Genomic DNA, 12,298 nt, shown 5'->3' with positions numbered 1-12,298 from the left:
TTACCGTTACGCGCATGCAGCGGTCGTCCCCTCATTTCGACGACCGAAAGCTCACATCGCATGTACAGCCTGCGCACAAGGTCTACCGGGCAGCCGATGCCGTCGCAAGTCGACTCGAACTCGGAATTCGTTGCGCGCGAGAGCTACACACCACCCCACATTGTCACTTCCGCGAGGGCCGCACCGAACTCCGCTCACTACCCGTTACCGTGGCGAACGGTCGTGCCCGCATTTCGACGTCAATCGGAAAGGGACTGCTCTGTCAACCAAAGGGGCAGGTACAGCGCAACTTCCGTTGCCGGCGTCTCGATTGGACCGTCCTCGCACAACCGGACGTAGGTCCTGCGGGTGCCACGTCGATAGTCCTGCTTGGTCCCGCGGGCCTTCAAGTTCGGTTATCCGCAGGTGAATGCCACTGAATACCATTGGATGCAAACGAAATACGGTCATCACGTCACAACGCCAGGTTCAGGTTGTTATCAGATCGTGACCATACTCCCACTGGGCGGAACTCCTAGTGGACTACCAGCAGTGTCCTAACTTGCCAGTGAAGCGATCACGTCGAAGAGTGGATCGTCGGGCCCGATGTCCATTGTGCACTCGTTCGGCCGCGGATCCGGTACGAAGGCCCACAGGAGAGCTCCGGCCGTGCCGGCCGCCTTCTGCCCCGTCAGCTTCGTCTCGATATTCGTGGCTCGGGTTGCCAATGATTCACAACTGCCCGCCAATTCGCCTGTCTCAGCGACCAACAACGGCTTCGAGACGTTCGTGGCCTGTTCGATGCGACGCGCCAGTCCGTTCCACTGGTCGCCCGGAAGCGGAACCCCGTCTGCTCCGTAGTCGTGATACTGCAGAATGTCGACGAAGTCGGACTCGCTCACGTATTGGTAGTCGTCACCAGCAGTGCCGCACTGACCGCCCCCGACGTATCCCGCCGTGATCAGGGTGTTCGGATCGATCGCCCGAAGTTCGGCGCCTGCCGTGTCGAAGAACTCCCGCAACACCTGCGCGGAATCAGACGGGCACGTTCTTGTCCACCAATTGCAGGCGGCGTCGGTACACAGGCTCGGTTCCGGCTCCCCCACCAATTCCCACGCCGCGACGGAAGGCTCGTTCTTCCAACGGTCGACGGCGGTGTGCATCCAGTCCTGAAAGCTCATGGTGGCTCGACCTGGGATCAGGTTCGCAACCTTCCAGTCGTCGGTGTACCAGTCCCTGGATTTGAACAGCCCGTCATCACACCCGCTGTCCTGTGGTGAGAGCACCGGAATCGTGAACTGGTTGTGTCGCGCCGCAGCGTCGAACACCGCGTCCATCGGTCCGAAATCCATCTCCCCGGACACCTTGTTCACCGCGAGCGCTTGGAAGGCGTTGAAACGCGTGACGGAATTCGGTGGCAGAGAACCGAAGTAGGCATCGAGATCGACCATCGCGCCACAGCCGAAGTTCACCGACCAATCAGTGGCCAGTTGATAAGCATTGAGCCCGGTGGGCCACCACGGCTGTCCGTCGAGTGTCAGTCCGCTCGACGACGCTCCGACCCGAACCGTCTTGGGCGAATCGGCAACCACCGGCGTCGTGAACATTCCTGTCACGACCGCGACGGTTGCAAAGCTGACTACAGCGGCAGCGATACGGCGACGCACTGTGCCACGCACACGCGGACGCGCTTCTTCAGAAGACATCTACAACCATCCACGTCATACGGACAATCCTCCCACACGAATTCCCTCATCGACCCGTTTGACGTTCACCGGTCACGCGATACAAACGCCAGGCCGAAGGGTCCATGCCGCCGTCGTTGGGCACCTCGAGCACCAGTGCTCCCACACCGCCGGCACCGGTGTCGTACATCGTCGGATAACGCCGATTGACCGCGTCCGACACACCGCGACCGGTGTTCGGAACCGACAGGATGTACTCGACGTGATGTTCGGCCGGGTTGTTCAGTACGCGCACGAAGTCCGCATCGGAAGGCACGACGAATTGCCGAGGGTTGTTCGACGACGCCACGACGGCATAGCTCTGTACGGTGTCGAGCAGAACCGACCCCTCCGGCAGAGCCAAGTCGTCCAGGTACCTGGCGATGCGACGCTCGGCCGCAAACGTGCGTAGATTCGTCTGCTCCTCCAGGTTCTGGCGGCCCGGAATGATCGCGCTGGCAATGGAATGCTCGAGCACTGCGATCCGCGCACTACCCATCGCGACAAACGTGACCAGCGTCGAACCGACCAGCAAGCACAGGGAGATCACAAGAGGTAGAGACGGTCCCGCCTGCTCGGGGTACGTCGACACCGAGCGCGACGCAGCAGCCCCTGGTCGACGCGTGATGACCGGCGCTCCGCGAGGAGCGATCAGGACGACCAATACGAAACACAGCGGAATGATCGAAATGTAGAAGCGCAGAAGAGGAAACGTCGATCCCATCAGGTAGAGCAACGTCTGCGCTCCAAGGATGGCGCCGAACAGCACAAGAGGCACCACCACTTCGGTGTCGCGCCGCCGAAGTGCGCAGATGACTGCCAGAACCACGAACACCGGGAGCGCCGGCCCGAGTACGGCCATTTCGGTAATCGAGAACGCAAGGCGGGCAACCGGTGAGTCGGTTCCGGCACCAGCCTGTTCCAGGATGGAACTGTTCCCGTACACCGACGAGAACTGTTGGAACGCTTGACCCGTGATGAGCCAACTGGCAAACGACCACAAGGCGAAGGCCAGGAATCCCGGCATCAGCACGACGGCACCGTCGAGCGCTGCTGCCCAGAGCCGCAAGCCAGGTCCTGCGCCCTCGCCCCGCTCCTCCGCTGTCGGTTGAAAACGAAGCCAACTCACCACGGTCACCAGCACCACCGCGACAAACAGGGGTGCCAATGCGTCGTATCGAGTGAGGTACGCCAGAGCGAACGCGAGGCCCGCACCGATGAGGTCGTGTACGTCGTCGCTGCGCATCCACCGAATCAGTCGACGTGTCGCCCACAGAACGAAGAAAAGGAACGGAGCTTCGCTCATTCCGCTCGCCGCGTACATGACGATCATCGGATTGACAGCGAACAGCACGGTAAGGACGACGGTGACCCATCGCGGACACCCACGGTCGCGGCTGATCCCGCGTATCTGAATCACCGCGCCAGCCATGAAGGCCGCGGACATCACGACCGCAGTGATGTTCCACCGCAGCAGATCCGGCCACCAATGACCCATCAGGCCCATCGGAATCTGGACTGCCGCCGTCAACGGGGTGAACACGAATCCGATCGCCGCGAAGTGCGGATCACGGCTGAGCAGCATCGCCGACACCGCGGCGACACGACTGAGCGAATCGGTGAAGATGAACCCGATACCCGCGTTCATCCATACGCCCAACGCGGTGTAGATCGCGAAGAGCACGACGAACATCCGCCATGGCTTCCGGCCCGGTAGATCGTGGACCGCGACGGACAGGGCCGGGCGATCGGTGACGGTCACTGTCCGCGACGCCGAGCCACGAGCACACCACCGACGGCAACAGCGATCAGAACCACGGTCCCGAATCCGATCCAGCCGATCGTGACCGCGCTCAGTCCGGTCTCTTCTTCGGCCGAGGTCGCAGTGCCCAACGGGGCGACGTCGACTCCGACGTCGAACGGCTCACCTCCGCGAGGTGCGACCAGTAGATCGCCGGTCAGTTCTGCGAACCGGTCTTTCCCACCTTCCAACCAGTTGAGCAGACCGTCGGCATCGGCCGCATCACCCTCAGACGTCAGCGCCACTACTTCGTTGTGCGAACCCGAAGCCACCTGCAAGGCACCGTATTGTCCACCGAATTCCAGACCCTGCAAGCGCAGGAGACCTTGATCTGCCGTGTCCATGGGTAGAGCCACCGGAGTGGGCAGCGTCCCGTCCGCCGCGATCAACAACGCCGGCAGCGAACTGGTCGCCGCGTCGCCGAACGGGAGCACGCGCGGTTGCAGCGGCAGATAGCTCAACCGCTGCATCGCGACAACGAGGCGCTGGGCTCGAACGAGATCTGCGAAATCACCGTGACTCAAACCGACATCGAGTGTGGGCAGCATCGACTGAGGCAAGGACTGGAATCCTCCAGGCGTCGGCGGGAATCCGGTAGTGGACGTGATGGTGCTGGCCGGATCCACAGTGAGCGAAGAAGGGCTACTGGTGCCGCACTGGAAGTCGCCGGTCACATCCATCGAGACCTCGAACGTCAAGTCGCGACGCAGGAGTTCGTTCGGAACATCGACGCCGATGTCGAAGCGCCCTGTCTCGTTAACCGTCTGCGAGGCGAGTCGTCTATCCCCGAGTGAGATCGACAGTTCTCCGTTACGCGAATTCGGTAGCGGGACATAGGAACCAATCATTCGCACCGAGACATCCTTCATCGGACGCCCCAGTTGCGACTGACTGAACGGGACGCCGACCTCGATGTGATTGAGACCGGAAGCCGTCAGCGTTCCGAGCTTCAGCTCACCGACGGTGATGGCGTCCTGGGAAATCTGGGCAACCGCGTTGTCCGGTGACGCCAGCGCTCTGCTCGCCGCCCAGTAGCCGTCGAAGTTCGCCGCCAAGAGACTGACCTGAGGAACGAGCATCTTGTCGTCCCCTGAAATCCGCAGCACGGGTGAACCATTCGGCGCCGTCGCGAGATCGATGCCGGCGTCCCCACTGTTACCGAGCACTACAGCTCTCTCGAACAGTCCCGGCTCAGCGGAGGGCAGACTCTGGCCGTTCGGCAGCTGCTCCACCACCACGGCACCAGGCTGACTTCCGTACTTGTTGACAATCGCTGCACTCAGTTGCAAAGCCGCACTCTGCTGCGCCCCTGACGAACCATCCGTGACGTAGATGGTTGCCTTCCTCAAAATCGGTGGGAAGAAGGTTGCAACAGTTGTGGGCTGTCGCTCTGCACCGTCGTAGGCGACAAAGGCATCCCGGAGCGCGAGGGGCTGGTATCTCGTTCGGTCGTAGCAGCGGTCGTCGACGGGAACTAGGTGAGCGATCATCGACACGGTCACACTACGGTCGACCACTTCGAGACCTTGCAAGGGAACCGAAATCGGTAACCCGGCCCCGGCCTGCCCGGCGTCGAAGTCGACGCGGCTCACCAATCTGCCGTCCGAAGTCACTTCGAGCCAGCCCCTACTGAAGTCGGTCGGGGCGGTCAGGATTCCGGTCACGGCTGTTGCGGTGAGTCCGTCCGGCACCGGCACGGTCACCAACACTGGTGCGTCATCGGAAGAGAACACGATGTCCGTTCCTCGGCCGAGTTCGGTGAAGGAGATCGGAGTTGTGGCTGCGGCGACCACCGAAGTATCTGCGTCGTCCTCGAAATCCTGGGCCGAGGCGACACTGCCGAGAGGAAGCAACAAAGTCACCGCGACAGCCACCGGCATTGCCAGCGCGCGCGTCAGCCAGGTTCGAGAGTGGCCCATCAGCGTGTCTCCTCGACATTTCTTGTTTCCGCGCAATCACCAAACACAAATCACGAGTAGCAATCTCGCCAGTTCGCGACGGTCGCAGGTCCGATCGCACCGTTACGGACAAACGAACCATAACGACCAATTTGTGCGTTTGGCTAATTATCCCGACCGGCGAGACTTTTGTTACGGCGCGTCACATGATTAGCAATCGCTGCCGCTGGGAAGCCGAAAGAAACCGTCCGCAAGCCCGTCAACACGCCTGAACGTCCGTCCAGTCTGGGCGCTTCGGGGGGCGGAGAATTCTCAGACAAGGAAGCTGTGACGCTCAATTCGATCATCCCCGCCGGCAAGAGCGCGATCGGAAAGCTGGTCGGCGCACCGTTCCACTTCGCATCATCGCTGCGCATGGCCAGGGTTTTTCACCCGCACGGGATCGAACTGAAGGGAACATTGAAGCCGGCCACCCCGTGGTGGCCGGTAACGGAGTCGTCGACGATTACCGTCACCGCTCGAATGTCGAAAGCACTCGGAATTCCGGGAGACCTACCCGACATACTTGGCCTGGCGCTTCGGTTGCACGATGTCGGCGCAAATGAAAACCCGTGGGACATTCTTCTCGCAACATCAGGACTTTCTACCTTCTCGAAAATGTTTCCAGCTCCGGCTTTCTCGTGGAACGGCGCGAGATACAGCACACTGGTTCCTTACTCACGCGCGGGCGGGGCCGCGGCGTGGCTGATCGTGACACCGCGCGGCGTCCACCCGGCCGGCACTTCTTTGTCTGCATTAAAAGCTGCGGTCGATCATTCCCCGCTGCACTTCTCCGTGTACCTCGCGAGAATTCAACTTCAGTTGATACCGATCGGCCCCCCCCCCCCCCCCCCCGAAACTCATTCAGCTTGTGAACTTGTCCTTGATATCCGAGACCTTGTCACTGACAGTGTCGCCGGCCTTCTTGACCTTTGCCTCGCCCTGATCGGCAACACCTTCGGCAGCCAGATCGTCATTGCCCGTGGCATTTCCGATCTTTTCCTTGGCTTCGCCGATGAGATCCTCAGCGCGGTGCTTTGCCTTGTCGATGAAGTCAGACATGTGTTTCTCCTTCTTGAATTCGGTGTGGATTCGGTCGTGCGTTCGGCCGTGGGATTCGGCCGTGGGATTCAGTCGAACTCGAACTGCGTGGACAAATGTGTCAGCGCTTTCCGGTGACTGCCTTGACCAGGAACAGCAAGATGACTGCACCGAGAAGGCAAGTGAGGAAGCTGAAGATCCAGCCTGCACCCTCGACATCGACGCCGAAGACTCGAAGCAGGAAACCACCGATCAGGCCGCCGATCACACCGACAACGATGTTGAGGAAGATCCCCTGCTGCGCATCGGTTTTCATGATCTTACTGCCGATCCAACCCGCCAGCCCACCGATGATGATCCAGGCGATGATACCGAGAGGAAGCATTTGAACTCCTTAGAGTAAAGAGGGACGGCGCAATGAGTGACTGCCGGTGAAGGGAGAGTTCCGAGCGATCGGCCCGCGCAACTAGACCGTGATCGCGGGTTGTGTTTGCACACAACCGGACTCTCCGCCGCACGACGCGGGGGATCGTGCACTCAGTAGCAGCCACATTGTCTGCTTACCTTTCTATCAGGTGTTCACGACAGAACCAAAATGACTGGCGATTCACCACATACGAGAAACGACACTCACCGACGCGCACATGATCAGCGTCACTACGATCGCGATCGCCATCGAAGTGACGGTCGCAAGGAGCACCGTGACACACAGTGCCACAGCAACATCCATGACTCTGTGCACGATCGGGAGGTCTACCAATACCCGGTCACCGGGAGGCTCAAACCTCGATTGATCAGAGAGTTCTCGGCTCATCGCGTTTCGCGCTTTCCACGGCGATGTGAGTTCTGGTCGCGACGGATGGATCACCGACCATCGACTCGACTTGATCCCCCGTGTCAGTGACGCGAGAAATCAACTCGGACAACGTTTCCGATCCGGATACGACGCTACGTCTCAATGTCACTCGCAAATCGATCGTGCGAACTCCACGATCGAGCAACGCTTTTCCTCGGACACGCGACACTTCGTCGAAGTCCTCCAGTGATGCGCTCGCCCCTTCCGCCACCGCACCCAGATCCGCGGTGATGGAATTGTGTGAGTTCGACCCAGGGACCGTGATCTCCTTCACCCGACGCAGCGGCACATGCGCGATCAACCACCGCAACGCGAGGAGGACTAGCAATACTCCCCCAGCTCCGACAGCCCATGGCCACCACGAGTGATCGACAAGATCTTCAGCCCACGGGATCTCGATACGCGCCGGGAAATCCTTGATCGCGTCGAGATTCCACAGGATCGCTGCAACTCCCAGCGCTACCGCGAGCATCCCCACCACGCATGTCGCCACGCGATCCATCGCCGTCGCCGTCCGAGTCATGACATCGATCCCGTCTGGATACGAACCTTGATTCGCGGCGATGGTGACAGCGACCCGGCCAAGTCCCCCAGCACCGCACGGATCTCCGATTCAGCGGTCGCGGCTCCATCGGGCGTGACCGAGGCCTTCACTTCCAGCTTGCGCCGGGTCGCGTGTGACGAAGCGGATCGAACCTGGGCCAGTGACTCGACGCGAACAGACGCTATCGCCGCTACATCGGCGGGATCGATCCATGTATTCGCGACTCCGACCAAGGCATTGGCAGTCTTTCGTCGCGGTTTGAGTCCGAGGATGACGAACCACAGGCCGAGAACGACGGCTGCGATCCCCGCCGGCAACATCCAACCCTGGTACGCGAGCCCGTCCACATATGCGGCAGCACTTGGTATCCACTGCGACCCGGTGATCACGCCGGTATCCACCAGCGCGTCGCGGACGCCGACCACGCCGAGCGCAAGTAGCGCCGCGGCGATGAGGAATCCCGTGACGGCCGATCCGGGCGCTGCAAGGGGAACAGGAGCAGCAGCCCTCGAGGCAGTGGGTGGTGCGACCTTGTCGGCGGTCATCGCACTTTCCTTCCCGCGTCACGCTTGGTCGATGCCGGGAGAACGCTCACGATCGCCACGTCCACGCCGTCTACGTCCAGGCCCGATACAGACTGCAACTGGGTTGTCACGTTCTCTCGCACCGCGGTACCGATGACCGACAAGGATCCGGGCCACTCGATCGCGATGTCCACCTTGGCCCGTACCCGCTTGCCGGATACCAGCACTCGCGCCCTCGGCAATTCGCGCCCGGTCAGTTTGTCCATGCCGGCGGCGTGATGGCGCACCCCCGGGGTTCCGCGCGTCGCCTCGAGAACCAACTTCTGCGCGACTCTGTCTCGAATCGTCAGCGTTCCGCGATCGCCCGGCTCACCAAGCACAGACGACTCCGGTCGAGCTGTCTCAGCCACGTCCGCGACCCTTCAGCATCACACCGAGATCGAACTCGCCGTCACGCTGACCACCGACGAGGTATCCAATCACACCGAGAACCAGAGCGATGAGGAATCCGGTGAAACCGCCTGCAGCAGCTGCGACTCCGAGAAGTAGTCCTGCCAGTAGGCCGACAGTCGAGGTGGTCATGTGAATCCTCCGTTGTGGATGATGTTCGATGGTGCCTGTCAGATCTCGGTGTAGGTCTTTGCACCCGGAAACCGAGCGCGCACCCGCGTGTACTGGGCCCGAACGGGTTTGGCTATCTGTCGCATCGTGCCGCGCAGCGACGTGCGCACAACCACACCGATCGGGGATGCGAAGTCCCGGTCGACGCGTTCGAGTGCTCGATTGAGCGCGTCGGCAGATCCGCCCACGTCGGGGTGGTAGTTCCTGATCGCCTCTCGGCGTGCGGATCGTCGATCGGGAACTGAACCCCGAGAGTGCTCAGGCATCGCGTCCACGACCGACTACGTCTTCCACTGTCACGTTCACGGGGCCTGTAACGAGTCCTGAAACCGCTTGGCGGATACGTAAAGCCGTGTCTCGAACGGCGGCGTCGGCGAAGATGCACACATGGATGTCTGTCGACGACTCCGTCACCCGCACGCCGACGACGCGGCGACCGGGGAGGTACGTGCCAACCTCGCCGAACATTCCGGCATGAAGCGAGGCGACCCCAGGTACCCCCGTCACAGCCGCCGCGATGGTGTCAGCGATTTCGGAACTCACTGCACCCGTGCAGTCTTGGGCTCGCCGGTTTCGTCGTCGCTGCCCTCGTCGAGGTGGACGTCGTGAACTGTGATGTTCACCTCGGTCACTTCGAGACCCGTCATCCGTTCGAGCGCCGCAATGACGTTGCGGCGAATGCCGGTGGCCAGATCGGCGAGCGATACGCCGTACTCGGCCACGATGTCGATGTCGACCGCTGCCTGCTTTTCGCCGACCTCGACCGATACTCCCTGGGAGTGGTTGACACTCGCGCCGGGGATCCGCTCGCGCAGTGCCCCGACAACCCGGGACGCTCCGCCGCCGACGTCGTACACACCGCTCACCTCTCGCGTGGCGATGCCGGCAATCTTCGAGACAACGGTGTCGGCGATCGACGTCTTTCCTTGAGAGCTCACGAGAGCCGAGTCGTTCGATGATGCAACATCCTTCGTAGATGCTGTCGCAACCTGTGTGCTGACCATTGTCATCTCCTCCTGTTGATCGATCTACCTGTGTAGTCGTCACTCGAAGGCAAAACCGAATGCCCCAGTCAGGTGACGTGCATCACTGACACTTGTTAGTTACTGTCCGTAACATTCAACGCCCCGGCCGGGCGAACAATCTTCGAACGCAGCCGAGTTTTCCGCATTTCCGCGAGAGGAGCGACTGTGGCGTTACCGCACACACAGGGGCTCACCGAAGCACCTGACGGCTTGGACACCGCAACGGTGGACGCTGCGATACTCGGCGACCGAGAAGCATTCGAGTCACTGGTGCACTACTACGGACCTGCACTTCACCGCTATGCGCGTCGAATGCTCGCAGATGAAGGCGACATTCTCGAGGTAGTCCAGGACACCTTCGTGGCCGCGTGGCGCCGACTCGATTCATTTCGTGGCGAATCGTCGATGCGAACATGGCTTTTCGCGATCTGTTCCCGAAAGATCGTGGACAGCTATCGAATCAAGAGAGCGCAACCGATCGACGACAAGCTGCTGGATCCTCTCGTGCCGTCTCCCGAGGCCGGCCCGTTCGACACGACCTCGAACGCCGCGTTCCTGGAGGCACTGGAAGAAGCGTTGGGTGAATTGCCTTATCGCCAGCGTGCGGCCTGGACGCTGCGAGAGGTGGAGATGCTCACGTTCGTTCAAATCGGCAAGATTCTGAGACTCACTCCGGATGCAGTGCGAGGGCATCACCATCGTGCACGGGCTAACCTGAGTGAACGAATGACGAGGTGGCGATGACTGAATCACGAACCGACGCATTGATGGCGCACGCATCCGACGTCCTGCGGAACGCTCCCGAGCCAGGCTGGGATCGAATCAGCGACAAGGTGATCCGGGCGCTACGGTCGACCTCGGCGTCCGGTTGGCCGCTCGACGCACACGCGTCCGAAGGTCCACGTCTAGGCACGGTGTCGGTGAGCGATCACGTACTCCGCACCCATTTGGCCGCCGAGATACGTTCTCGACACCACTGCTCGCCGAGCAGTATCGAGTTCTTCGTCGACGGCCACGAAATACGTTCACTACGTATCGAACTGGCAGCGCCATACGGAGTGGATCTGGCCGAACTGTCGGACCGGGTTCGATTCACCGTCGTCGATGTCGTTCACCTGATCCTCGGTGACATGGACCCACCCGTCTCTGCAGAGAGCGTCCACATCGCCGTAGTCGACATCGTGGATGATCTACCTGCCGAGGAGAACACCAAAAGCCACTCCGAGCACTAGGTGTTTGTTCGGCAAGTGTTTGGGAACCCGGCACTCATGACCACGCCCCCACCACCGGATCCGGGCCCCGTCCCCGATCCGGGGTCGCCGACACCACCCGCGCCGGCACCACCCGATCCGCTGAATCCCCCGCCCGTGCCACCGACTCCGACGCCACCGAACCCGTATCCCCCGGATCCGATCCCGCAGATCTGAAGTCAGCTGCCCCGAACTTCAGACTTCAGCCGCCGAGTTCGGCGATCATCTCGCTCAACGATTCTGCGGCGATACGTAGTTCACCTTCGTCGGGGTTGTCGGGCGAGGACGGTAGGCGCTCGGCCAACTGCTCGCGAGTGACAAGCGAGATACCATCGAGGCCGAACCCTTCTTCATCGGGGACGTAGATCTCGATCTCACCCCCAACCGCTACCAATTCCGAATGGGGCCCGCTGCCCAGCAGTGCACGCAGGTGTTCGGTCGTCACGGTCATATGGTTCACGTGAAATCTCCTGCTTCGGTGACAGCTGACTTTGCCGGTATGGCTCGACGTGACGTACTGACTCGACGTGACGTACTACCCCTATTGAGTACCCCTCGCGGGTGAGCAAGAAACGACAAGTACATGAACACCAACCTTCAGAGAGACGCAGCCACCATGAGTGAACGAAATTCCACCGACCGCACTGATCAGACGGACGAGCCGCAGACCACCGGCACCGACCACGGTCCCGGAACCGGGGCCGATGCCGCACACAAGGACGTTCAGACCGATCCGTCGGGCGAGCGTACGTGGGCCGACGAGGGTGGAGCCTCGAGTACCGGCCCGGCAACCGACACCGACTGATCGCGCAAGAGCTCAGTCATCGGGACCAAGGTCCCGTGGACCGACGCTCACGGGTCCTTGAAATCCTTACGGATCTAACGCTTTTCACCTGGGTTTTCGCGATGCGGTAAGGTAGGCACTCAGCACGGTTGAGTACCCAGCCGTTGAAGACGAGCACGGTTCGTGCGTTGCTTCCCGTGCCGTTTCCCGGT

At 61.2% G+C, this 12,298-nt stretch carries 16 protein-coding genes; 3 read left to right on the top strand and 13 right to left on the bottom strand.

What is annotated here, in order from left to right:
* Positions 1–536: 536 nt before the first annotated feature.
* From AC1DVN_RS05890 to AC1DVN_RS05835, 12 genes are all read right to left on the bottom strand, one after another.
* On the bottom strand, positions 537–1,685 hold the full coding sequence (locus AC1DVN_RS05890) for a hypothetical protein (RefSeq protein WP_020968736.1): 1,149 nt from the start codon (positions 1,683–1,685) through the stop codon (positions 537–539).
* 46 nt (positions 1,686–1,731) lie between these two features.
* Positions 1,732–3,465 carry a glycosyltransferase family 39 protein gene (locus AC1DVN_RS05885; RefSeq protein WP_021343189.1) on the bottom strand — a complete coding sequence of 578 codons (1,734 nt, stop codon included), beginning with the start codon at positions 3,463–3,465 and terminating at the stop codon, positions 1,732–1,734.
* Entirely contained in the window at positions 3,462–5,423 is a 1,962-nt protein-coding gene (locus AC1DVN_RS05880; RefSeq protein ID WP_477993613.1) for a hypothetical protein, read from the bottom strand. The genes AC1DVN_RS05885 and AC1DVN_RS05880 overlap by 4 nt, the downstream gene beginning before the upstream one ends.
* 882 nt (positions 5,424–6,305) lie before the next feature.
* Positions 6,306–6,503 carry a CsbD family protein gene (locus AC1DVN_RS05875; RefSeq protein WP_019747449.1) on the bottom strand — a complete coding sequence of 66 codons (198 nt, stop codon included), beginning with the start codon at positions 6,501–6,503 and terminating at the stop codon, positions 6,306–6,308.
* Between the two features lie 100 nt (positions 6,504–6,603).
* The gene (locus AC1DVN_RS05870) at positions 6,604–6,867 is read right to left on the bottom strand and encodes a GlsB/YeaQ/YmgE family stress response membrane protein (RefSeq protein WP_003943661.1); all 264 of its coding nucleotides are present in this window, start codon (positions 6,865–6,867) and stop codon (positions 6,604–6,606) included.
* A gap of 409 nt (positions 6,868–7,276) precedes the next feature.
* Entirely contained in the window at positions 7,277–7,861 is a 585-nt protein-coding gene (locus AC1DVN_RS05865) for a hypothetical protein (RefSeq protein WP_020968732.1), read from the bottom strand.
* Positions 7,858–8,427, bottom strand: a complete 570-nt coding sequence (locus tag AC1DVN_RS05860) for a DUF6286 domain-containing protein (RefSeq protein WP_020968731.1) — start codon at positions 8,425–8,427, stop codon at positions 7,858–7,860. The genes AC1DVN_RS05865 and AC1DVN_RS05860 overlap by 4 nt, the downstream gene beginning before the upstream one ends.
* Positions 8,424–8,816, bottom strand: a complete 393-nt coding sequence (locus tag AC1DVN_RS05855) for an Asp23/Gls24 family envelope stress response protein (protein ID WP_019747452.1) — start codon at positions 8,814–8,816, stop codon at positions 8,424–8,426. The genes AC1DVN_RS05860 and AC1DVN_RS05855 overlap by 4 nt, the downstream gene beginning before the upstream one ends.
* Positions 8,809–8,988 carry a hypothetical protein gene (locus tag AC1DVN_RS05850; RefSeq protein WP_003943629.1) on the bottom strand — a complete coding sequence of 60 codons (180 nt, stop codon included), beginning with the start codon at positions 8,986–8,988 and terminating at the stop codon, positions 8,809–8,811. The genes AC1DVN_RS05855 and AC1DVN_RS05850 overlap by 8 nt, the downstream gene beginning before the upstream one ends.
* 38 nt (positions 8,989–9,026) lie before the next feature.
* Complete coding sequence (locus AC1DVN_RS05845; protein ID WP_223258031.1) at positions 9,027–9,215, bottom strand: hypothetical protein; 189 nt, start codon at positions 9,213–9,215, stop codon at positions 9,027–9,029.
* A gap of 70 nt (positions 9,216–9,285) precedes the next feature.
* Positions 9,286–9,570, bottom strand: coding sequence for an Asp23/Gls24 family envelope stress response protein (locus AC1DVN_RS05840; RefSeq protein ID WP_021343181.1), 285 nt, complete (start codon positions 9,568–9,570; stop codon positions 9,286–9,288).
* Positions 9,567–10,031, bottom strand: coding sequence for an Asp23/Gls24 family envelope stress response protein (locus AC1DVN_RS05835; RefSeq protein WP_003943699.1), 465 nt, complete (start codon positions 10,029–10,031; stop codon positions 9,567–9,569). Before AC1DVN_RS05835 ends, AC1DVN_RS05840 begins: the two co-directional genes overlap by 4 nt.
* A gap of 186 nt (positions 10,032–10,217) precedes the next feature.
* Here AC1DVN_RS05835 and AC1DVN_RS05830 point away from each other — a divergent pair, with 186 nt between their 5' ends.
* Together AC1DVN_RS05830 and AC1DVN_RS05825 are read left to right on the top strand one after the other, a co-directional pair.
* Complete coding sequence (locus AC1DVN_RS05830; RefSeq protein WP_020968728.1) at positions 10,218–10,796, top strand: RNA polymerase sigma factor; 579 nt, start codon at positions 10,218–10,220, stop codon at positions 10,794–10,796.
* Complete coding sequence (locus AC1DVN_RS05825) at positions 10,793–11,284, top strand: hypothetical protein (RefSeq protein ID WP_225989303.1); 492 nt, start codon at positions 10,793–10,795, stop codon at positions 11,282–11,284. Before AC1DVN_RS05830 ends, AC1DVN_RS05825 begins: the two co-directional genes overlap by 4 nt.
* Positions 11,285–11,504: 220 nt before the next feature.
* Here AC1DVN_RS05825 and AC1DVN_RS05820 read toward each other — a convergent pair whose 3' ends face one another.
* Positions 11,505–11,753 (bottom strand): hypothetical protein, encoded by a 249-nt coding sequence (locus AC1DVN_RS05820; protein ID WP_019747457.1) that lies wholly within the window; start codon positions 11,751–11,753, stop codon positions 11,505–11,507.
* Between the two features lie 165 nt (positions 11,754–11,918).
* Between AC1DVN_RS05820 and AC1DVN_RS05815 the strand changes: the two genes are divergently transcribed.
* On the top strand, positions 11,919–12,107 hold the full coding sequence (locus tag AC1DVN_RS05815) for a PI-type proteinase (protein ID WP_228117918.1): 189 nt from the start codon (positions 11,919–11,921) through the stop codon (positions 12,105–12,107).
* Positions 12,108–12,298 lie beyond the last annotated feature (191 nt).

The sequence above is a fragment of the Rhodococcus sp. P4_E4 genome (assembly GCF_056401575.1).
The sequence above is the reverse complement of the archived record's forward strand: the minus strand, read 5'-3'. Positions and strand labels throughout refer to the sequence as shown.